This window comes from Vibrio sp. B4-6 (assembly GCF_963888245.1).
GTDB lineage: Bacteria > Pseudomonadota > Gammaproteobacteria > Enterobacterales > Vibrionaceae > Vibrio > Vibrio anguillarum.
This window is the reverse complement of the sequence record NZ_CAWPIM010000011.1, coordinates 262243-285161: the sequence shown is the minus strand read 5'-3', so window position 1 is coordinate 285161 and position 22919 is coordinate 262243. Positions and strand designations below refer to the sequence as shown.

General features: G+C 45.0%; 21 protein-coding genes and 1 tRNA gene. 9 read left to right on the top strand and 13 right to left on the bottom strand.

Features of this window, described 5'->3' with window-relative positions; all coding sequences use genetic code 11:
- Positions 1-62: 62 nt before the first annotated feature.
- Both AACV20_RS04185 and AACV20_RS04180 read right to left on the bottom strand, forming a co-directional pair.
- Complete coding sequence (locus AACV20_RS04185) at positions 63-2714, bottom strand: beta-N-acetylhexosaminidase (RefSeq protein WP_170906931.1); 2652 nt, start codon at positions 2712-2714, stop codon at positions 63-65.
- Positions 2715-3413: 699 nt separating this feature from the next.
- Positions 3414-3490: transfer RNA gene (locus tag AACV20_RS04180), tRNA-Pro, on the bottom strand.
- A 275-nt stretch (positions 3491-3765) separates the two neighbouring features.
- On the opposite strand from AACV20_RS04180, the gene AACV20_RS04175 reads away from it, so the two are divergent.
- Both AACV20_RS04175 and rluF read left to right on the top strand, forming a co-directional pair.
- Entirely contained in the window at positions 3766-3906 is a 141-nt protein-coding gene (locus AACV20_RS04175; RefSeq protein ID WP_010319399.1) for a DUF3149 domain-containing protein, read from the top strand.
- A 391-nt stretch (positions 3907-4297) separates the two neighbouring features.
- Positions 4298-5275 carry a 23S rRNA pseudouridine(2604) synthase RluF gene (gene rluF / locus AACV20_RS04170; RefSeq protein ID WP_170906930.1) on the top strand — a complete coding sequence of 326 codons (978 nt, stop codon included), beginning with the start codon at positions 4298-4300 and terminating at the stop codon, positions 5273-5275.
- 138 nt (positions 5276-5413) lie between these two features.
- On the opposite strand, the gene upp is transcribed toward rluF, so the two are convergent.
- Entirely contained in the window at positions 5414-6040 is a 627-nt protein-coding gene (upp, locus tag AACV20_RS04165) for a uracil phosphoribosyltransferase (protein WP_026027908.1), read from the bottom strand.
- A 168-nt stretch (positions 6041-6208) separates the two neighbouring features.
- Here upp and purM point away from each other — a divergent pair, with 168 nt between their 5' ends.
- A complete protein-coding gene (gene purM / locus AACV20_RS04160; RefSeq protein WP_010320092.1) occupies positions 6209-7249 on the top strand; it encodes a phosphoribosylformylglycinamidine cyclo-ligase in 1041 nt (346 codons plus the stop codon).
- A 3-nt stretch (positions 7250-7252) separates the two neighbouring features.
- Entirely contained in the window at positions 7253-7894 is a 642-nt protein-coding gene (purN, locus tag AACV20_RS04155) for a phosphoribosylglycinamide formyltransferase (RefSeq protein WP_013856233.1), read from the top strand.
- Positions 7895-8005: 111 nt separating this feature from the next.
- Here the strand turns inward: purN and AACV20_RS04150 are convergent, their stop codons facing one another.
- A complete protein-coding gene (locus tag AACV20_RS04150; protein WP_170906929.1) occupies positions 8006-8839 on the bottom strand; it encodes a class II glutamine amidotransferase in 834 nt (277 codons plus the stop codon).
- Positions 8840-8902: 63 nt separating this feature from the next.
- Positions 8903-9478, bottom strand: a complete 576-nt coding sequence (lpcA, locus tag AACV20_RS04145) for a D-sedoheptulose 7-phosphate isomerase (protein ID WP_010320095.1) — start codon at positions 9476-9478, stop codon at positions 8903-8905.
- 347 nt (positions 9479-9825) lie between these two features.
- On the opposite strand from lpcA, the gene fadE reads away from it, so the two are divergent.
- On the top strand, positions 9826-12270 hold the full coding sequence (fadE, locus tag AACV20_RS04140; protein WP_017049704.1) for an acyl-CoA dehydrogenase FadE: 2445 nt from the start codon (positions 9826-9828) through the stop codon (positions 12268-12270).
- A gap of 93 nt (positions 12271-12363) precedes the next feature.
- On the opposite strand, the gene AACV20_RS04135 is transcribed toward fadE, so the two are convergent.
- Positions 12364-13614 (bottom strand): TIGR03503 family protein, encoded by a 1251-nt coding sequence (locus AACV20_RS04135; protein WP_170906928.1) that lies wholly within the window; start codon positions 13612-13614, stop codon positions 12364-12366.
- Positions 13615-13622: 8 nt separating this feature from the next.
- A complete protein-coding gene (gene dnaQ / locus AACV20_RS04130; protein ID WP_013856229.1) occupies positions 13623-14366 on the bottom strand; it encodes a DNA polymerase III subunit epsilon in 744 nt (247 codons plus the stop codon).
- A gap of 56 nt (positions 14367-14422) precedes the next feature.
- Between dnaQ and rnhA the strand changes: the two genes are divergently transcribed.
- Positions 14423-14890, top strand: a complete 468-nt coding sequence (gene rnhA / locus AACV20_RS04125) for a ribonuclease HI (RefSeq protein WP_013856228.1) — start codon at positions 14423-14425, stop codon at positions 14888-14890.
- Here rnhA and AACV20_RS04120 read toward each other — a convergent pair.
- Positions 14875-15639, bottom strand: coding sequence for a methyltransferase domain-containing protein (locus AACV20_RS04120; RefSeq protein ID WP_013856227.1), 765 nt, complete (start codon positions 15637-15639; stop codon positions 14875-14877). The two genes, rnhA and AACV20_RS04120, sit on opposite strands and share 16 nt — an antisense overlap.
- A 36-nt stretch (positions 15640-15675) precedes the next feature.
- On the opposite strand from AACV20_RS04120, the gene gloB reads away from it, so the two are divergent.
- From gloB to AACV20_RS04105, 3 genes are all read left to right on the top strand, one after another.
- Entirely contained in the window at positions 15676-16434 is a 759-nt protein-coding gene (gloB, locus tag AACV20_RS04115) for a hydroxyacylglutathione hydrolase (RefSeq protein ID WP_026027910.1), read from the top strand.
- A 72-nt stretch (positions 16435-16506) separates the two neighbouring features.
- Positions 16507-18078: a lytic transglycosylase gene (locus AACV20_RS04110; protein ID WP_170906927.1), complete on the top strand. Its 1572-nt coding sequence runs from the start codon at positions 16507-16509 to the stop codon at positions 18076-18078.
- Complete coding sequence (locus AACV20_RS04105) at positions 18075-18761, top strand: YIP1 family protein (RefSeq protein WP_170906926.1); 687 nt, start codon at positions 18075-18077, stop codon at positions 18759-18761. The genes AACV20_RS04110 and AACV20_RS04105 overlap by 4 nt, the downstream gene beginning before the upstream one ends.
- A 7-nt stretch (positions 18762-18768) precedes the next feature.
- Here the strand turns inward: AACV20_RS04105 and AACV20_RS04100 are convergent, their stop codons facing one another.
- The 5 genes from AACV20_RS04100 to accA form a co-directional block, all read right to left on the bottom strand.
- Entirely contained in the window at positions 18769-19611 is an 843-nt protein-coding gene (locus AACV20_RS04100; protein WP_170906925.1) for an endonuclease/exonuclease/phosphatase family protein, read from the bottom strand.
- 80 nt (positions 19612-19691) lie between these two features.
- Entirely contained in the window at positions 19692-20030 is a 339-nt protein-coding gene (glnB, locus tag AACV20_RS04095) for a nitrogen regulatory protein P-II (RefSeq protein ID WP_026027912.1), read from the bottom strand.
- Between the two features lie 110 nt (positions 20031-20140).
- Positions 20141-20452, bottom strand: coding sequence for a c-type cytochrome (locus AACV20_RS04090; RefSeq protein ID WP_026028528.1), 312 nt, complete (start codon positions 20450-20452; stop codon positions 20141-20143).
- Positions 20453-20512: 60 nt separating this feature from the next.
- Entirely contained in the window at positions 20513-21823 is a 1311-nt protein-coding gene (tilS, locus tag AACV20_RS04085) for a tRNA lysidine(34) synthetase TilS (RefSeq protein ID WP_170906924.1), read from the bottom strand.
- A 132-nt stretch (positions 21824-21955) separates the two neighbouring features.
- Positions 21956-22915: an acetyl-CoA carboxylase carboxyl transferase subunit alpha gene (gene accA, locus AACV20_RS04080; protein WP_013856219.1), complete on the bottom strand. Its 960-nt coding sequence runs from the start codon at positions 22913-22915 to the stop codon at positions 21956-21958.
- Between the last annotated feature and the right edge of the window lie 4 nt (positions 22916-22919).

The window sequence follows — 22919 nt, the reverse complement described above, 5'->3', positions numbered from 1 at the left end:
ATGTAATAAAGCCTCCGACAGATGCGGAGGCTTTCATTTGAGTGCCTTGATATGGCTACGAGTTATTTAACGCTAGTTACTCGGCTGACCCGCTCGCCTGAAGCAGAGATAGAACGGATCCAGACCTCACCGGACACCTTCGGTTGTTCAATGCTCGAGTAAGTAAGCCATTGTTGACCATCTAATGAGTATTGCAGCTCAACGCCTGGGAATGACGAATTCATCGACAATGTACCCGCTTCAATCTTAGCTCCGGGAATTGGCAGGCGATAATCAATGCCAGCTTTTTCCAGTTTCGCCAGCTCACGTTGTCCAACAATATTAGCAAAACGAGTCCAATCTTGATTCAGTGCAGACTTATTGACTAAGTTCGTTTGCTGAGAGTATTCAACCCCTACTTTGTAGTCGTTTTCCCACTCCGCTTTATGCCAAGCACGCTCGGCAGCCGCTAACACTCGAGGGAAAACCATATACTCATACTGCTCATCATTACGAACCGTTTCTGACCACAATTGAGCTGACAAGCCGTAGAATGGTTTCGACGTCACCTCTCCTTTACCGACAAAACCATTACCATCACGATCTAATGAAGTTTCAGCGTTTTGCGGCATATTTTCCGGTGCAAAACCAAACATTTTGCGCGTATCGGTCGCACGGGTGGCCCAGTAATAACCGCGCTCTTTAGGATCCGCCTCATAAGGCATATCCATGTAGACATAATCAGGGTTAGAAACAATTACGTCGTAACCTTGTTTTGCCCATTCATAAACAGAGCTTGTACCGCCCCAATAGAGGACATCCCAAAAGTTCACACGTGTATTGCGCGTGGCAAAAGAGGATTCTCCCTCGCTGTATTTCAAGCCATCTTGCCATGCTTGGAAATTCTCAATCCCTTTATCGGCGACAATTTCCGACACTTGCTCAGCAAAATAACTCGGTAAATGAGCAAAGTCACTTACTACTCCTTGGCTGACTAATGCTTGGCACTGTGGCGATTTCGCAAATGGTTTATCTTGTTGTGAAAGATCTAAGTTACCTTTCCAACTGACTTTTTCCGTCGCATTAATATCTTGGAAACCCGCGCCCAATTTGATGTTTTTCGCCTCATCGCCACCAAAATGCCAAGTCGATAAAGGCATGCCCGCATCACTGTGCATCAAGGCCACTTCAGTGATCACCTTATCCACAAAACGTTTAGACGAGTCTAAACAAGGGTTAATAAAACTCTGCTTATCATAAAACTGAACCGTCGTAACATTGGAGCTGTCTTGAGGATCCATCAAGCGATACTGGCTAGCCTGTTCGGTTTTCCCCTCTTGGCTCAAACGATCAAAACGAGCCTCCATTGAAACAACCGCAGAGCGAGCATGGGCTGGCATATCAATTTCAGGAATCACTTCAATATTGCGCGCTTTAGCGTGCTTGAGGATTTCAATGTAATCGGCTCGACTAAAATAACCTGAGCCAAAGTTATCAGAATTTGGACCGGAGCCAAGCTGTGGCAGCAAGCAGTTTTTCTCATCTAAATCAAAGCAGCGCTGCCCACCAATGTCGGTCAATTCAGGTAAGCCCGGAATTTCTAAACGCCAACCTTCATCATCGGTCAAATGAAGATGTAATTTATTCATCTTATAAGCAGCCATTTGATCTAACGTGGTCAAAATCGCTTGCTTAGAATGGAAGTTACGTGCGACATCCACCATCACACCACGGTAATCAAAACGTGGAGCATCTTCGATGCGGATCGCTGGCAGCGCTGTGACATTCTGGCTATCCACTAAACCCAAAATAGATTGAACGGCGTAGAAAGCTCCCGCCTCATCAAATGCACGAATAGAGATAGCATTCGGTGCAATCTCCAACTCATAAGCACCCGATGTCGCCATCTGGTCAGAAAATTCGCTCGGTGTAATCGCAACACCAACCGCCAACTCTCCATCAAGCTTCAGCCCAATCGTTTTAGCACGCGCCTGCAATGCTGAAAACTGATCCGTCGCAAAGTCCTTCACATCAAGCTTAAGGCCGCGATTAATGTCAACAACACCTTGACCGAGCGTTGTTTTTAGAGGCGTTGGTAACAGAGCCGTTGATACATCTTGCAGTGATACATCGCTATTTCTCTCAAATCGGCTGATGGCCGTGGCAAACACATTATTATCGCTGGCGGTGCGTTTTATATTGTCACCCTCAAGCCCACGCACAAATGACGACGTATCCTCTGTGTTGAGAGATACAATAAGTTTAGGCTCTGTATTGGGCGCCGCAACGAATGCACGCGGCATAAAGTCCGTTTCAAACAACTGCCAATATTCAGCGACCAGAGGCAAAACAACCTCTTCGCCCGCAGCAAAACCATCAAATTTATCAGTAGGTTCAAGCTTATGTAAATCACCCGTTAAACGGGTAATTTTGAATTGATCATTTTCAACATCCAGAATCAGTCGAATACTGTGGAAATAGATAGCCCACTGCTTTGAATTCACGGCTTCACCTTGGTTAACCAAGGTCATGTTCACTTTATTACACGATGTCCATTCTGCTTCGAGAGCCTGACATGCCAATCCTTCATCTGCCCCGTGATTCGTTAATACGGTGTAATGAATATCCAAATTTTCCGCCAGCGCATCGACTACTTTCTGCTCTGGTGATTGCAACAAAGAGCAACCTGATAATGTGGCGATAACCGAAACAGCAATCAAACTAGGTTTCAACATTTGACTCACCCTACCTTTAAAATAAAAACCCAATATCCTGTTAAAAGGACTCAAAACAGCAACAAGCATAAAGGCTTGTGACCTAAGGCATTCACCATACAAGGAGTTATTTCTAAGCGTAAAATAATTAGCTAAACGAAGTGATCCAGTTCAAATCCTCTAAAATACAATCAAAACAAAACCATTTAAAATCAATAGATTAAACTTGACGTCAAAACCGTAATTTATTATTTGACGAGTTTAACTTGAGAAAGATCACATGAAAATGCATAACAAAAATGAATTTATGAATAGAGATCACTACTCACTACAAGGCGAGAAGTTCATTAAAGGGGTTTGGCAGGTTAAATCGTGATATAGGTCATAAATTGTAATGACTCATCAAACGTCAAAATGCGCTAAAGTGACGTTTTTTACACATCCTAATGCTATTTATTATCGTGGAATATTGACTGCTATTTTCAATAGTTGAATTTGCTCGGAGAAGGGTGAACAGTGAAAGAGGCGAACCCTTTTCTCTTTGGTAACGAAAACTTACCGTTTCCAAATGTAACAAAGCCCCGCATTACTGCGAGGCTTTTAATGTGGTCGGTGAAGAGCCAGATAATGAAAGAGGCGACCCCCTTTCTCTTTGGTAACGAAAAAACTTACCACTTCCAAATGTAACAAAGCCCCGCATTACTGCGAGGCTTTTAAAGATGGTCGGTGAAGAGGGATTCGAACCCCCGACCCTCTGGTCCCAAACCAGATGCGCTACCAAGCTGCGCTATTCACCGAAATTTTTGCTCTGCACTTAGCGAGCAGTTCCGAGCTTTTTGCCTAGAACGGATGCGTATATTACTCATCTAAAACTAAGACGCAAGCCTTTAATCTTATTTCCATCAAATAACAAACTCATTGGCTAAATCACCATCAAATACACATAAAAACGTGACTAATTACACACCAATAGAAACATCAAGTTAACCTATGCAACATAATTGATCCAGATCAGTGTCAACAAACAGAGCAAACTTTAACTTGGCTGTGTCTTCGAAACTTTGGAGGAAACATGGACTTTTGGCTTGATCTCCTATTTGGTAATGCTGTGGGACTGTCTTCAATGATAGTAATCTTTGGTGCTTTTGGTCTTATGCTGTTTTATGGCGGTTTCTTCATTTATAAAGTGATGAATGACAAATCTCCTCACTAGATCGCTTAGCACCTATTGAAAAATAGTGTGACGCTATGCACCGGGGTGGATTATCTGTCTGCTCCGGTTTTTTATCGCGTTAATAACTCTATCTTCTTGATGAATGGCATCATTCGGCTACTCAAGATCGGTTCGATAAGAACACCTGTCTCAAAATAGTTTCCATTTTCTCATACAAATAAAAGCATTCCCTCTTCGCATAAATAAAGACGTCAATGCCGTCTATATCTTGTTGAGGAAAAGTGATGGGGAAAGGCTGGAAACCATGAGTGTCATTAAAAACGCCTTGGTTAATTAATATTAACTGCTAAAATATCGCAACGTTAATAGGCAACACTTAGAGTGTTGCTTTCTTTTTATTCACCGCCGTTGGGAAACGTAAGAGCAATCTATGTCACAACAAGCCACCATTCGTTTAAACAAATACATCAGTGAAACTGGTTTCTGTTCTCGTCGAGAGGCCGATAAGTTAATTGAACAAGGCCGAGTAACCATCAATGGACTATTGCCGGAAATGGGCACTAAAGTCACGCCAAACGATGATGTTTGCATTGATGGTAATCCATTAAAATCAAAAGAAAAACCGATATATATTGCCCTTAACAAACCGACTGGAATCACCTGCACAACAGAGCGCGATATTCCAGGTAACATTGTTGATTTTATTGGCCACCACAAACGTATTTTCCCGATAGGTCGATTAGACAAACCATCTGATGGGCTGATCTTTCTGACTAACGATGGTGACATAGTCAATAAGATATTACGTGCTGGTAATAACCATGAAAAAGAGTACGTCGTCCGAGTAGATAGACCCATCACCGACGAATTTTTACATAAAATGGCCTCTGGCGTGGAGATTCTTGATACGGTGACACTGCCTTGCAAAGTAACCCAAGAAACGAAGTTCTCCTTTAGAATTGTGTTAACACAAGGGTTAAACCGTCAAATTCGTCGTATGTGTGAGGCCTTAGGTTACGAAGTGTTTAAACTACGCCGAGTTCGTATTATGAACATCAGCCTAGACGGCATCCCTAATGGTGAATGGCGTTATTTAAGCGACGAGGAAGTCGCTGAAATATTAGCAATGTGTGAGAGTTCTTGCGGTACGGAAGGCGCGTCCAAGCTTGATGTGACGGGTAAGCGTATTCGCAAAGCTACCGATGCAAAACTGTATGATAGTCGTGAGCAAAATCAAACCTCGACGGCACGCAGAAATCAAAAGCCAAAAACGTTCCAAGGACGCAATGCCGATGAGTTTCGCCATGCTCCAAATACAAAAAGAGCACCGCGCCGACCCACAAATTCATCACAAGGTGCGCCAGCTAATAGCCACAGAAAAAGCAGTACGTTAAGTCTTAAAAAATAATCATCGAACAATGCGTTAATTCTGTTGAGCAATAAAATGACCGTAATGACGCATCACTGAAGCAACTATAAAAAACCGAAACAACTATAAAAAAGGAGAAACTTTCGTTTCTCCTTTAAGACAGTATAAAATTAACGCTTATTTCGTACCAAAAATCTTATCGCCAGCATCACCAAGACCAGGAACGATATAACCTTTATCATTCAATTTCTCATCAATTGCCGCCGTATAGAGCTCAACATCAGGGTGCGCTTTTTCTAACGCCGCGATGCCTTCAGGCGCTGCAACTAAAACGAGAATTTTAAATTGGTTACAGCCGCGCTCCTTGAGCAAATCGATTGTCGCAATCATGGAACCGCCAGTTGCCAGCATTGGGTCAACCACAAGCGCAATTCGCTCCTCAATATTAGAAGCGAGTTTGTTGAAATAAGGGACAGGCTCAAGCGTTTCTTCATCACGATAGATGCCAACAACACTAATCCGCGCACTTGGAATGTGCTCCAAAACGCCGTCCATCATGCCAAGACCAGCACGCAAAATAGGTACTACCGTTACTTTTTTACCTTTGACTTGATCAATTTCAACTGGGCCATTCCAGCCTTCAATCGTCACTTTTTCTGTTTCAAAGTCTGAGGTTGCTTCATAAGTTAGTAGGCTACCCACTTCTGTAGCTAACTCACGAAAACGCTTAGTGCTGATATCCCCTTCCCTCATTAACCCAAGTTTGTGCTTAACTAGAGGGTGTTTAACTTCAACAACTTTCATTTTCATCTCCGACGACATTTAAACAAACCTTCGAATTGTACACACTTTTTATGCTAATTTCAGTGCCAATTATAAACAAAAAAACTGACGCAAACGTTTTCCTTTTTGTTTTAAGCCCTGTTAGAATAGCGCCGTTTTCATATCCAACTTATGACCGAGGACTTCCCCGTGAGCGGTAATAACACTTCTCTTAGTTACAAAGATGCTGGCGTAGATATTGATGCAGGCAATGCACTTGTTGAACGAATTAAAGGCGCCGTCAAACGCACTCGTCGCCCTGAAGTTATGGGTGGCATTGGTGGTTTTGGCGCGCTTTGCGAGCTACCAACCAAATATAAACATCCTGTTTTAGTCTCTGGCACCGATGGAGTTGGCACAAAACTTCGCCTCGCATTGGATATGAATAAGCACGACACCATTGGCATTGACTTGGTTGCAATGTGTGTTAACGATTTGATTGTTCAAGGTGCTGAACCGCTTTTCTTTTTGGACTACTATGCCACGGGCAAATTGGATGTAGATACAGCTGCTGATGTGGTGTCGGGTATTGCCGATGGTTGTGTGCAAGCAGGTTGCGCTTTAATCGGTGGTGAAACCGCTGAAATGCCGGGTATGTACGAAGGTGAAGATTACGATGTCGCTGGCTTTTGTGTCGGTGTGGTTGAAAAAGAAGAGATCATCGATGGCTCAAAAGTAGCAGCAGGTGATGCTCTGATTGCGGTTGGCTCTAGCGGCCCCCACTCAAACGGCTATTCATTAGTTCGCAAGATCCTCGAAGTATCAGGTGCCGACAAAAATGAAGACTTGGCTGGCAAAACGATTGGTGAGCACTTACTGACACCAACCAAGATTTACATCAAATCAGCGCTTAAGATGATCGCCGAGCACGATATTCACGCCATTTCGCACATTACTGGCGGTGGTTTCTGGGAAAACATTCCTCGCGTTCTTCCGCAAGGGACGAAAGCGGTGATTGACGGCAATAGCTGGGAATGGCCAATTATTTTCCAATGGCTGCAAGAAAAAGGGAATGTAACCACTCACGAAATGTACCGCACATTTAACTGTGGTGTCGGACTGATTGTTGCGCTTCCAATGGATCAAGCACAAGCGGCAGTTCAATTACTGCAAGCGGAAGGCGAAAATGCGTGGGTTATCGGTCATATTGCTGAAGCTCAACTCGATGAAGAGCAAGTAGAGATCAAATAACTGATGAAAAGTATTGTTGTTTTAGTTTCAGGAAATGGCACCAACTTACAGGCTATCCTTGATGCGTGTGAAACGAAAATTAAAGATGGCAAAGTAACGGCTGTTTTTTCAAACAAAGCAACTGCTTATGGCTTAGAACGAGCTAAAAAAGCAGGTGCGGCGGCGGTGCATATTGACCCAAATGCCTTTGACACGCGAGATGCGTTTGATGCGGTATTGATGGAGCAAATTGACCAATACGCGCCTGACTTAATCATTCTTGCTGGCTACATGCGTATTCTGAGTGGTGAGTTTGTGCGTCACTATTTAGGACGGATGCTCAATATTCATCCTTCTTTACTTCCTAAATATCCTGGGTTGAATACCTACCAACGCGCGATTCACGCGGGTGATGAAGAGCATGGCACCAGTGTGCATTTTGTGACTGAACAACTTGATGGTGGCCCAGTCATTCTACAAGCAAAAGTGCCTATTTTTGATGAAGATACCGTTGAGATTCTGACTCAACGTGTCCAAGCTCAAGAGTATCGAATTTACCCACTAGTGGCACAATGGTTCGTTGAAGGACGCTTGGAAATGCGTGAAGGTAAAGCCTATTTAGATGGCCAATTACTTGGCATGCATGGTTATGCTTTCGATGAATAAATCGTATCTCTGAATAGTGCGAAAAAGGTTGCCTCAACAGCAACCTTTTTTATTGTCATCTCAAATACGATTCAAACAGCAGTAAATAGAACAAGCTTAAAAATAAAAAACTTAAATGGGTGCTTGGCAGCCTGGCTTTGCCGCGGCAAACGAAATGTCAGCTAAGGACTGCGCATTGCCATCAACGTATTCGCCATAATGGAAAATCGCATATTCGCCTGGCTTCATTCGTTGCCAAGTTTCATTTCCCGTCAGTGGCTGAGTCGCAATCACTGACACAACATCATCAGGCGTTGTTTCTTCTTGAAAGTTAATCTCGACATCTTCATCAAGTAAACTTGCTTTCCCAAAGGGGGCGCGTCGAGTAATCCAGTACAGATGATTCGTGCAATAGGTCACCACAAACTCACCGTCAGAAAGTAGCATATTAAACACACCTTGTTGCTTAAGTTGATCGCAACACTTCGCAACGAATTGAAACATGCTGAGCATATCTTGAGGCGGTTCAGGATAACGCGCTTCTAACTGCTTTAACAACCAACAGAAAGCTTGCTCGCTATCCGTTTCACCAACAGGGCGATAGCGCCCAGTTTCTAGCTGCTGGTGATCCGTCAATTGTCCATTGTGAGCGAACGTCCAATATCTCCCCCACAATTCTCGAGTGAATGGGTGAGTATTTTCCAAATTCACCCCACCCCGATTTGCTTGACGAATATGGCTAACCACTGCCCGACTTTTTATAGGGTAACTCTGCACAAGCTCTGCAATTTTTGACTGAAAGCTAGGGTTAGGATCTTTAAAGGTACGAAACCCCTTCCCTTCATAGAAAGTGATTCCCCAACCATCACGATGCGGCCCCGTGTTGCCGCCACGCTGAATCAACCCAGTAAAACTAAAGCAAATATCAGTCGGCACATTGGCACTCATACCGAGCAATTCACACATGGTTTAATGCACTCCCTTTTACAACCACAAACACATTAAAAGAAAAGAACGATGTTGAACTTCTTACGCCATCTCTTTTTCAATCAGTTGGATAACGATGTGGATGATCTTGATATGGATTTCTTGGATACGATCCGCGTAGCCGAAGTGCGGGACACGAATCTCGATATCCGCTAAACCTGCCATTTTCCCACCATCTTTACCGGTCAGTGCAATGGTCTTCATCCCTTTGGCTTGGGCCGCTTCAATCGCTTTCAAAATGTTCCCCGAATTACCAGAAGTCGATAGGCCAAACAGGACATCGCCTTTTGAACCCACCGCTTCCACATAGCGAGAGAATACAAAATCGTAACCAAAATCATTGCTAACGCAAGACAAATGGCTTGGATCGGAAATAGCAATACCAGGATAACCCGGACGATTCTCGCGATAGCGCCCCGTTAGCTCTTCAGCAAAGTGCATTGCATCACAGTGGGAACCGCCATTACCGCAAGAGAGCACTTTCCCGCCTTGCTTAAATGAGTCGGCAATCAGTTTTGCGGCGGCCTCAATTTGAGCGATGTTATGCTCATCATTAAGAAATTTGTTTAGCACGTCAGCCGCTTCGGTCAATTCACTTTTAATTAAATCCTGGTACATAGATATATTCTCTTTTTAATCTGTTTACCGATAGGCTCCATCAATCAAGAGCCAGTAACAGGCTTGAGTTTACCCAAACCATCCTTTCTGTCGATAGTTCGACTTCAAGAATTGTTGTTTTCTCCCGCTTCCCACTCCAGAAAGCCCTCTATGGGTTATTTATTTTGAGGTTTTGCCCTACATGGATCACTTTTTGAACAATACAAGGTTTTACATTTCGTTAATAATTTGATTACACTTAGCACTGGTTAGACCACTTACACAAACGAGACGACTAACAACACTTTCCAATGCACTGAGAAAAATCAGCCGCAATGGCGTGAATACAGTCTCAAAGGAATGAAATTATGGACATCTTGCTCTCTATACTTGGTTTTCTCACCGTGTTCGGTGTGTGCCTCTACCACCGAATGTCACTTTTTAGCGCATTAGTTGCGCTAACGGTAACCATGGTGGTTCTTACCCTGCTGGATTACACCGGGGTGATTGGATGGTTGCTATATTTAGCGGCTATCGCTTTATTAGCCGTTCCCTCTATCCGTCAAAGCGTGATTAGCGAAAAAGCATTAACACTGTTCAAAAAAGTGCTGCCTGCAATGTCACAAACCGAAAAAGAGGCATTAGATGCAGGAACCGTTTGGTGGGAAGCTGAACTGTTTAAAGGCAAACCGAACTGGAACAAACTACACAAAATTGCAGCGCCGACATTAAGTGCACAAGAGCAAGCTTTTATTGATGGACCAGTCAACGAAGTGTGTGCCATGGTTAGCGATTATCAAGTTACGCATGAATTAGCCGACTTACCTCCTGAGGTTTGGCAATATTTAAAAGATCATAAATTCTTCGCCATGATCATAAAAAAACAATACGGCGGCTTGGAGTTTTCAGCTTATGCACAATCCATTGTGCTACAAAAGCTAACGGGTGTATCTGGAGTGCTTTCATCCACCGTTGGTGTACCGAACTCTTTAGGCCCGGGCGAACTTTTACAACATTATGGTACTGAAGATCAGAAAAACCATTACCTGCCACGTTTAGCGGAAGGTAAAGAGATTCCCTGCTTTGCATTAACCAGCCCAGAAGCGGGTTCCGATGCAGGTTCAATTCCTGATTTTGGCGTGGTATGTAAAGGGAAATGGGAAGGAAAAGAAGTGTTAGGGATGCGCCTAACGTGGAACAAGCGCTACATCACGCTCGCCCCGGTTGCAACCGTATTAGGCCTAGCATTCAAACTGCGCGATCCTGACGGCTTACTTGGGGATAAAACAGAGCTTGGCATCACTTGTGCGCTCATCCCAACCCACTTAAAAGGAGTTGAAATTGGCAATCGCCACATGCCATTGAACGTTCCATTCCAAAATGGTCCGACACGTGCTAACGACTTATTTGTGCCGCTTGATTTCATTATTGGCGGACCAAGCATGGCAGGACAAGGCTGGCGTATGCTTGTAGAGTGTTTATCGGTTGGACGTGGTATTACGTTACCTTCTAACTCGACGGGCGGAATTAAAACTGCGGCGCTAGCAACAGGAGCTTACGCTCGGATTCGTCGTCAATTTAAGCAACCAATTGGCCATATGGAAGGTGTCGAAGAGCCATTAGCACGTTTAGGTGGTAACGCTTATGTGATGGATGCGGCGAGCAATTTAACCGTAGCTGGTATTGATCTGGGCGAAAAACCCTCGGTCATTTCCGCTATAGTCAAATACCACTGTACCCACCGTGGTCAACGCAGCATTATTGATGCAATGGATATCGTGGGCGGGAAAGGCATTTGTATTGGTCCTGCTAACTTTTTAGCTCGCAGCTACCAAGGTGCACCGATTGCCGTAACCGTCGAAGGGGCCAATATTCTGACTCGCTCAATGATCATCTTTGGTCAAGGCGCTATCCGTTGTCATCCTTATGTTTTAGAAGAAATGAACGCCGCTTATTCACAAGATTCTGATGCCGTTGAGAAATTTGACGCCGCTCTTGCAGGTCACGTCAGCTTCACCATGAGTAATCTTGTGCGCAGTATTTGGTTTGGTGTCACCGATGGTTTGGGTTCATCTGCACCGACTAATGATGCAACTAAACGCTACTACCAACAACTAAACCGTTACAGCGCTAACTTAGCACTGCTTTCTGATATTTCGATGGCTGTATTGGGAGGCTCTCTCAAACGTAAAGAGCGCTTGTCAGCACGCCTTGGCGATATTTTGAGCCAACTCTACCTCAGTTCTGCCACACTTAAGCGTTTTGAAAATGATGGTCGTCCCGTGGAGGATCTTCCTTTGGTTCATTGGGGTCTACAAGACAGTTTGAAGCAGACGGAAGTCGCCATTGATGAATTCTTAGCCAACTTCCCGAATAAAGCGATTGGTAAGGTACTTCGTATATTGTTGATGCCGATTGGTCGAGTACGCAAAGCACCTAGTGATAAATTAGATAGCCAAGTTGCGCAGATCCTGCAAACACCGAGTGAAACTCGTTCACGCATCGGTCGCAACCAATATCTCGCCCCAACGGCGCATAATGCGGCGGGTAAGATTGAACAAGCACTGGACATCATTTTACGTGCAGAGCCTTTGTTCGATAAAGTGTGCAGCGTCACCAATCAACGCCGTCCATTTTTGCGTTTAGATGAAGTGGCCGCCATTGGCTTACAACAAAAAATTCTAACCGAACAAGAAGCACAGCTATTAACGGAAGCTGAGGCTCATCGTTTGTATACCATTAATGTCGATGATTTTGCGCCACAGGAACTGGCCGCAAAGCCTCAATATCCGGCAATAAATGATGTTGCGTAAGTCAATCTATTGAATGTCAAAGGGCGCTTTAAGCGCCCTTTTCTATGACTAGAATACAGAATCAAGAGGTTGCCAACTCGGCAACATCCCTTGTTATTTCTTCGGCATATTCAACTGTAATTCGGGTTGCAACGTCTTTTTCGCTTTAATCTTACGCATCACAAACCACGCCAAAAGCCCAATCAATATCGCACCAATATTACCAATAACAATGAACATAATACTGCGACTCGTTGCCTCTTCTCTCATCTGAATAATAAGTTGCTCCTGTTCAAGCCTACGCTGCTTAATCTCTTCTTCCATCTGCAAACGGCGAGTCTCCTCAATGTTAACATCATCCACCACGCTGTAAGTACGCTCTGAAAGTGGGAAATAAAGTGGGCGCTGGCTAGCGAGCTCTGTCGCATACAACCTTCCAGACCAACGATAGTTACCGTTATCCCCTTTATATGGAATTTCCAAATTAAGCTTGAGTGACTCTTTTCCGGATAGTCCTTCAGTAGCAAAAATATCATCATAAATATTGGCATGCTCAATATGCGCTGCTATCGATCCGGGCTCAACCATGCCTAACTCGCCTGCAAACACAATTTGGTGCGGCGCGCCATCTACTCGGGACTGGATAAAGGTAGTCGACACTGGCGTAGGGTAAACTAACACTTCTTGCTCTTGAGCGCGTAAAAACACGCCGTTACCAGAGGTGATCCTAACGCGATACTTACCCGGCACGGGAGTGATAGGTAACGCAACCGTAAATACACCATCACCAGGACGTTCATCTAAACCACGTCCATCATCAGCAAATTCACCAATCACTTCCGGTAATGGACGCGCTTCTTTAATCAGATCTTCTTCATTTTCAACGTATTTAGTAAAGGTTACTTTTAAGTTGACTCTATCGAGAAAGTCTCTCAACAATAAAGGCTTACCGTCGGAGGTTAATCGCGCGGTAAATTTTATCACTTCACCAAGGTATAAGCGCGTAGGAAACAGATCAGTATCAAGTTGCAGATGAGAAATAAGCTTGATGCTATTTTGTGAGGAAACCTTGCCTATGGCCTGCCAAGGGCCAGGCATTGGCTTATCAATTGAAATAATATCCATTGTGGGTTCTTGATACCAACGCACATTATCGCTATGTTGCCAAGCGTAATATTTCTTACCATCAGGCCGCACAAGCACCACGGGTTGGGATGACTTTTCGCGATACACAACAAAAGTAATTTGTGAAATGGTTGGATCCACACGGAAACGATTGTCGAGCAGCGACATCGAGGAGGAATTCACCGCAAAAACGCCTGTACTCCACATCAGCGCAATCACTGCTGCCATTATCCTCAACATATTTTCTCCTACTGACGCCAAAGGCAGCTTCCGCTCTTTTCGACTAGATCCAATCTTTCTTGGTGTGCTTGTAATTCATCGGCACAAGCCTGCAAAACCTTTAGCTTTTTCCGACCTGCGACAGCTCGTTTTATTGACTCTCCTCCCACACTGCCATCACTGCGCGTTCCGGCACTGAACTGTAACGAGGTTTGCCCGCCAGTCATCAGCAGATAAACGTCCGCTAATATCTCCGCATCGAGCAATGCACCGTGCAAGGTACGATGTGAGTTATCGATACCATAACGATCACAAAGTATATCCAAATTGTTGCGTTTGCCGGGAAAAATACGCTTTGCCATAGCAAGCGTATCGGTCACTTTGCAATACTGCTCCGTCTTACCGATTTTAGCGTCGAGCTTGCGAAACTCGTAATCCATAAAACCGACGTCGAAGGGAGCGTTGTGCGCCACCAGCTCAGCCCCCTTGATGAAATCTAAAAACTCTTGATGCACATCGCGATATTGCGGTTTGTCCATCAAAAACTCATCGGTAATACCGTGGATTTCGATCGCTTCTAACTGAATCTCACGATCGGGCTTCAGGTAGACATGGAAGTGGCGGCCTGTCAGCTTGCGGTTGATAATTTCAACGGCACCGATTTCAACAATGCGGTGTCCTTCATAGTGAGGGCCGCCTTCACGGTTCATACCCGTGGTTTCCGTATCGAGAACGACGATACGTTGGGATTGGGAATTGCTGCTAGTATTCATAAGGATATGTATGTCAGACTATGCCAATAATGTGCGTAACCTAATAGTATCAAATCATGACAAAACAGGTGGAAATTTTCACTGATGGATCTTGCTTAGGTAATCCTGGCCCGGGTGGTTATGGGGTTGTCCTTCGTTACAAAGAAACCGAAAAAACGTTAGCCAAAGGCTACCGACTCACCACTAACAACCGAATGGAAATGTTAGCGGCAGTGGTTGCACTGCAAACACTGAAAGAGCCATGTAATGTTATTCTCACCACAGACAGCCAATACGTTCGTCAAGGTATTACTCAGTGGATCCACAACTGGAAAAAACGCGGTTGGAAAACATCGGATAAAAAACCAGTGAAGAATGCCGATTTATGGCAAGCACTTGATAAAGAAAGCGCCCGCCACACCATTGACTGGCGCTGGGTGAAAGGCCATGCGGGTCATCGTGAAAATGAAATGTGCGATGAATTAGCACGCAATGCAGCAGAAAACCCAACCGAAGACGATATTGGGTATCAAGCATCCGAATAAGGGTCACAGGCCTTATCTTGGTTCTGAGTTGATAAACGGTAGTTCAGGCTAACTGGCGAAAGACGCCGTTTAAAACGCCAATGAGGTTTAATCGGTTTCAAGGGATAAGTACGTTTGCGCGCTACGATGAAATACAGGCTACCAAATGGAGCGGCCCAGTCGCCAATACCATTTTCCAACCACGCCCACATGGGTTGATATTTTTGCATCGGGAAAAGGGCATATTGGTCACAGTCAATCACTTGATAGTTCAAGACACTCAGCCAGTCCTTAATCCGGTTAGCGGTAAACATACGACCGCTCCAAGGTAAGTTATGTTTTCGCCAAGGCATCAAACTTGCGATCCCCGTAAAACTGATTGGATTAAACCCCGTAATAATGATGTAGCCATCATCCATCATCACGCGATCAACTTCGCGTAAGATACGGTGCGGATCGCCACAATAATCCAGTTGGTGCGCTAAAATAGCCACATCAAAACTCTTTTCAAGAAAAGGCAGTTCGTAGCTATCGGCAATCACCGTATGGAGTGGGTTTTCAATATCAAGATGAACTTGGTGTTGAATATTGCAGTTGCAACTGGCAAGCTCACAACTCAAACCACCGAGCTTAAGCATATGATAGCCAAATAATTTAGAGCACCATTCATCAAGCCGAGTCTGAATAGAATCACTAACCCACTGGCCATTTTTAAGTTGGGACCAAGAATGAGGCTTATCTAATTTTTTTTCGCTACGCGCTGGCTTCATCGATAACCTATTTCACCTCGGTGATTGGAGATACTCATGTTACAGATCAAAAGCATACCCGCATTTAATGATAATTACATCTGGCTGATCCAAAATAGCGATCAGCGTTGTGCTGTGGTCGATCCCGGTGATGCAGCACCAGTGCTTGAGTACCTCTCGAAGCATCAATTAACGCTCGAAGCAATATTAATTACCCACCATCACCATGATCACATTGGTGGTGTTGCAGAACTGGTTCGCCAGTTTCCCAGCATTAACGTTGTTGGTCCCGCTCATGAACCTATTCCTACCTTAACGCACGCGGTTGAAGCTGGCGATCAGCTAGAACTATTCGATGAAATCTTTATGGTGCTTGATCTCGCAGGACACACAAAAGGTCACATTGGCTATGTCGGTGACAATAAACTGTTTTGTGGCGATGTACTGTTCTCCGCAGGGTGTGGCCGTGTTTTTGAGGGCACAATGGAGCAAATGTTTACGTCACTGTGTAAACTTGCCGCATTGCCAGAAGAGACTGAGGTCTATTGCGCGCACGAATATACCGCAAGTAACGTCGCATTTGCTTTAGCCGTTGAGCCCGATAATGACCAACTTCAACAGTATCGAGATACCGTCAACCGGCTCCGAGCCCAGCAGAAATCGACATTACCGACCACGATCCGCCAAGAAAAATGGATCAATCCATTTTTACGGACCCAGCAAGAGAGTGTGATGAAATCCGTCGCGAATCGTACTCAACAAACCGATCCTCTATCAATTTTTACCGCGTTACGTGAGTGGAAGAACGAATTTTGACGATTTGCTGCTTGTCATAGCAATAAAGTGCCAAGTATTATCAGCAGCCATTAAGTCAAAGGGCTGAGATAGATGCGATTTCAATTTAGCTGGGTGATGGCGCTCTTGTTAGCGGGGTGCCAAATCACTCAGCCAACAGACCAAACAACAGCGCCAAATGCCAAAGAGGCAAATAGCCCTCAGATTCAGACACAAAAAGAGATGGCTAAACAAAAGTCGTCATCTGCAAAAAATACAACGCCGAAAGTGATCACGCCACAAAAGCAAGCGGACGTATGGCAGCGCATCGCAATGCAGTTGTCGATGGATATCCCAGATCATAAATCAGTGAATTATTATCGAACTTGGTACCTTAAACACCCTAATCACCTACAAACTGTTGCCGAGCGAGCAAAGCCATTTCTTTACCTTATCACTGAAAAAATTGAGCAGCGCGGCTTACCACTTGAGTTAGCACTCTTACCCATTGTTGAAAGCTCGTTTGATGCCTTTGCCTACTCACACGGTAGCGCTGCGGGGCTGTGGCAATTTGTGCCGAGCACGGGAGAGATGTATGGCCTAGAGCAAAATTTTTGGTATGACGGAAGACGAGATGTAGACGCCGCCACCGATGCGGCTTTGGATTATCTCACTGCATTAAATAAGCGTTTTGATGGTGATTGGAGCCATGCGATTGCCGCCTATAACAGCGGTGGTGGGCGGATCTCTAGCGCGATTCGTAAAAATCACAAGGCTGGTAAACCAACCGAATTTTTCTCACTCGACTTACCCGATGAAACCACAGGCTACGTCCCTAAATTACTCGCACTGGCCGATATTGTTGCCAATCAAGAAAAATATGGCATTGAAATCCCAGCAATCGCTAACAAACCAGTGTTAACGTTAGTCGACCCTCAAGAACAGCTTGATCTTGCCATTGCCGCCAATTACGCCGGAATGAGCGTGAAAGAGTTGCAAAGTTACAACCCAGCTTACAATCAATGGGCGACCTCGCCGACGGGACCTCATCAACTGCTTATCCCAGTAGATAAAGTGGAACGCTTTGCTCAGAAAGTTGAAGAGAATCGCGGTAAGGGGATGAAGTTAGTACGCTACAAGGTAAAATCCGGCGATAGCTTGAGTGTGATTGCTCAACAGCACAATACCACCAGCAAAGTGATTCAGACGGCCAACAATCTCAATGGCAACGTCATTCGCGTTGGGCAGTATTTAATGATCCCAACATCCGTAAAAGACGAAAAAGCATACGCACTCAGTGCCAGTAACCGCTTGGCAAAAACGCAAGCGATGGCCCGTGGTCAGTATAAGCTGTCTCATACGGTAGCCAAAGGTGATAGCTTATGGAGCATTGCCAAACAACACAATGTTTCCCACCAGTCCTTAGCAAAATGGAACGGTATGGGGCCAAGAGACACGTTGAAGATTGGCCAAAAACTGGTCATTTGGAAAAATAGCAGTGAGGGCGCCATCATTCGCACTGTCTTTTATCAAGTGCGTAGCGGCGATACACTCAGCGCCATCGCTAATAAGTTTAAAGTCAAAAGCCTCGACATTGTAAAATGGAACGAGCTTGCAAACCAAAAGTACTTAAAGCCGGGTCAAAAACTCAAGCTCTACGTCGATGTCACTAAGGTCAGTGTATGAATCCTTCCAGTAACCCGTTAATCATGTTGGTGGATATTTTCCGTTCCCCCACGTCTTGTTTTTTAGCCCTTTATCAACGCGGCATGTGGGGTTGGCAACCTTATCTCTTTTTAATCCTGAGTCCCTTTCTATTTTGGGGGGCTTATTTTGACGTGGTTAACCTTGAATGGTTAAAAGCTGGGCTCTCGGCGCAGTTGGCTATGATCAACCCCGCTCAGCTTGAAATGTTAGATGCCAACACCTTGATGGCAAGCGAAATTATCAGTGATGTGGTAGGCCGCACGCTAACGATTTTCATGTTGGCATTGTGGTTCAATTTGGCGGCCAAGCAGAGCCAACATCAGCACGGTTTCTGGCGTTGGTTTGCCGCAAGTGCTGTCATCACTTTCCCAGCCGTGTTGGGCGATCTCGCCAGTTACGCGAGCTTATTACTCAAACATGGCCACGTGATGACTTACGCTGCTGACCTTAACAGTTTAAATGGCCTAATTAAGTTGCCACTGACTAATGATTGGTCTCAATTTGCCAGCTCCTTCCCACTGCTTTTGCCTTGGTACATCGTACTTGGCTACGCGGCGGTGGGCGCATGGACAGAGCTGGAACGCGGCCAAGCTCTGGTGATTTCGGCGCTGCCTTGGATTGGCTATTACCTGATTTGGGCGCTGTACATCGCCATCAGTTAGAAAGTGGTTATAAACTAAAACTCGCCAATAGTGGGTTATGATCAGAAGCGTCCGTTACGGGCGCTTTTGCATTGAGCAGTGTTAAACCATGATAAAAAAGATGATCAAGCACCAAGCCCGTCACAAACTGAACACGGTGATCGGGTTCGAACAACACTTCCTTTAAACCCACACGATTTAATGCAGCGGTTAATGTGTCCATTCTTGCTTGACTCCAGCTATTAAAATCGCCACCGACAATCACCGGCCCTTGATGTGTTTTTAATTGAACGAGTAACGCTTCCAGCTGATTGGTATACTCTTGCGTTCCATAGGTAAAGTTCACTGCATGCAGGTTTACAACCGCCAGAGTCTGACCATCACTTAAACGATACAGGGCGTAAATCGCCGATTTGGGTAAGCGCAACCAAGGCTCTAATTCGGTGTAAGCACACGCTAATACTGGCATCTGCCTGCCAAGATTTAACACTCCGGCTGATTCACCAAAAACACGAAAAGCATCCGCTTGCGTCCCCCCCCACTGCTTTTGGCTGATCCACTCTTTCAATGACAAGGTCATGCTCGCTTCTTGTAGCAACACCAATTGAGCATCTTGGCTGAATTTATCCAGCTCACTTTGCCATGTTGCTCTATTTTGTTTATAGATATTCCAAACCAGTACATTAAGCTGACCACGCACATCAATTGCGCGAGCGTTTGGATTATCGTAACAAATCAGTGGAGATGAAGCGTTTTTCCCATCAATAGTCAACAATTGCGGCGTTGAAGGAATAGTAAAAATAGAGAAAAAACTAATCACAGTCGCGGTAATCAGCAACAGCGGCAAAACAAGCAGATATTTTCTTTTCATAACGTTCAACAAAATTGGTAGGGATGTATTAATAAAGAGACAAAAAAGGAGCCATTGGCTCCCTTCTTCTCGGTGTACGGCTAAATAGCGTCTTCGTCTTCTTCACCGGTACGAATTCGTACCACTCGTTCAATATTGGTAATGAAAATTTTACCATCACCAATTTTTCCCGTTTGCGCCGTATCAATAATGGTGTCAACGCAGCGATCAGCGACATCGTCAGTCACCACAATTTCAAGCTTCACTTTAGGTAAGAAATCCACCATGTACTCAGCGCCACGGTACAATTCAGTATGCCCTTTCTGACGACCAAATCCTTTTACTTCAGAAACAGTCATACCCGTGATCCCGACTTCAGCTAACGCTTCGCGGACGTCATCAAGTTTAAATGGCTTAATAATGGCTTCGATTTTTTTCATGTTCATCCCTTACACTTTGGTCAATTGGTGGCATTATCTGCTAGCAAAAAAAAACAATCAATAAAAAGCCCAAGCAACGCTTGGGCTGATTGAAACCCGTTCACTGTCATTTACTTAAGACTTGCGAAATAGGCCGCTAAGTTTTCAATATCGGCATCACTGAGCATTGCCGCTTGCGCTTGCATTACGACGGCTAAACCACCATTACGCTCTTTATTCTTGTAGGCTTTAACTGATGAGATAAGGTATTGCTCATTTTGCCCTTTTAGATTTGGGTACCCCGGAATAAGGGCAATACCGTCTGCGCCGTGACACGCCGCGCAGATAGCCGCTTTGGCTTGCCCTGCGGCTGGGTCTCCAGCAAACGCACTTCCCGCTAACAACGTTAAACCCATAACTATTCCAATCGCGACTTTTTTCATTGCTCCACCTTTATGTCCATATTCATGGTATGTTTTATACGAATTTTGCATGAAAAGCGTTCATTTGTCCCAGATGAGTTCACAATCTTGCCCACTGAAGTCACGATCAACAAATAAATTTGCAATCGCAACCACTTGATTCCGATGCATCAATATTGGCGTTCTTCGTCGTAGCCAACTGGGCACGCCATACTCTTGGAACAATTTTTTTAGCTTTCGACTTCCCACTCGTCCTGAAGGGCATGCTGCCAGCCCTTCAGGATTAAACGTAACGCTTAATTGATGACAATCATCAGGCAAGGCTATTCCCTTGCTAGCACCATGAGACGATAACCTAAGATTTCCTAGTCCATCAGGCAAGGTTAATGATTGATCGGGCACAATCATCGCCTGCCAATCTGAAATGTCTTGATAAGTTTGGATGCAATATAGCTTTTGGTCAAAGCGGCGGATCTCACTTTGCCCTAGTTTAAGACGAGGATTCGCATCAATACGCGCAGACGCCACTTGTTGCCAAATCATCGCTAAATGTTCTTGAGTCGGCATTAGCTCCCCCAATTGAGCAAGCCACATTCTTAGCAATTGATAGCGTGCTAATTCGCTGCGATGAGAAAGCGCGGTAATTGATAAACTACCATCAGGCATTTTTGCCTCTTGCATTGCCTCTTGTAGCAGCTCTTCAAGCAACACCTGCTGCTGAGCACACAATGTCGCACTACGAGCAACCGCTTGGTGAATATGCGGCCAGCGCTGCGTAAGAACTGGCGTGATGTGATGGCGGATAAAATTACGATCAAAACGGGTATCTTGGTTACTTTCGTCCTCGACCCAATCCAAATTCTGGGTTACGGCAAAGCTTTCGATCTGTACGCGAGTCGCCGCAAGCAAAGGACGGACGATTTTCCCCGCGCCAAATGGCATCGCTTGTGCCATCGAAGAGAGTCCTTTGGGTCCACTACCACGCTTTAACGCGAGCAAAAATGTCTCGATCTGATCATCGCTATGCTGTCCAGTTAGCAACAAATCGTCAGTGTTAATGTATTTCGCTAAAACTTGGTAACGCGCCGTACGCGCCAATGACTCCACACTTTCACCGCTAGCGGTATCGAGTTGCACCCGTTCAATAAAAAAAGGGATCGCGGCGTGTTGGGCCCAGCGCTGGCACTGTTTGGCCCACTCATCGGCATGTTGACTTAATCCATGATGAACATAAACAGCGCAGCACTCACAGGAGGTTTCGTCACGATATTGCGCCAATAGTTCAAGCATCACCCGCGAGTCCATGCCACCACTAAAACCCAAGACTAATTGGCTGCTTGCTAAGCGATGACGATTGATAACGTGTGAAAATAGCGAATAAAGTTCAGACATGGGTTTTCAGTGCTAAGAGGAATTGATGCCAGTTTACCTTGAAACGCGCCAAGCAAACCAGTCCTGAAATCGGGCTAATAAAAAAGGGCTGGACAGAATCCAACCCTTTTTATTTATTGTCCGCTCTGCTATTTAGCAGTAGCCGTAGTTCATCAAACGTTGATAACGACGAGCCAATAATGCTTCTTCATTCAGCGGCTCTAAATCAGCAAGCTGTTTTAGCAGTGTTGCTTTCATGTTGGCGGCCATTTGTATTGGATCGCGATGCGCGCCACCTAATGGTTCTTCGATAATTTCATCAATCAGCTCAAGCTCTTTTAAGCGAGGAGCGACTAAGCCCATCGCTTCAGCCGCTTGCGGCGCTTTATCTGAATCTCGCCACAAGATTGAAGCACACCCTTCTGGCGAAATTACCGCGTAAGTGGAATATTGCAGCATGTTCACGTAGTCACCCACGCCAATCGCCAAAGCACCACCAGAGCCACCTTCACCAACAACATTACAAATTACTGGCACTTTCAAGCCTGACATCACTTTTAGGTTTGTAGCAATCGCTTCAGATTGGCCACGTTCTTCAGCGCCAACACCAGGATAGGCACCTGCGGTATCGATGAAAGTAATAATAGGCATACCAAAACGTTCAGCCATTTTCATTAAACGCAGTGCTTTACGATAACCTTCTGGTTTTGGCATTCCGAAGTTACGTCTTACTTTTTCTCTCGTTTCACGTCCTTTTTGGTGACCAATCACCATCACCGGACGTCCTTCTAAACGAGCAATGCCGCCGACAATCGCTTTGTCATCAGCAAAAGCGCGATCACCAGCCAACTCGTCAAACTCAGTGAAGACATGGTTGATGTAATCAAGCGTGTAAGGGCGTTGTGGATGGCGTGCCAATTGAGCTACTTGCCATGCCCCTAAATCACCAAAGATTTTCTTCTTAAGCTCTAAGCTTTTCTTTTCTAGCTGTTCGATCTCTTTGTCGAGATCAACGGACTTATCACCACCATGGCGAGACACGTCGCGTAGCGCCTGAATTTTAGCCTCAAGTTCAGCAATTGGTTTTTCAAATTCTAGAAAATTTAGGCTCATCTAC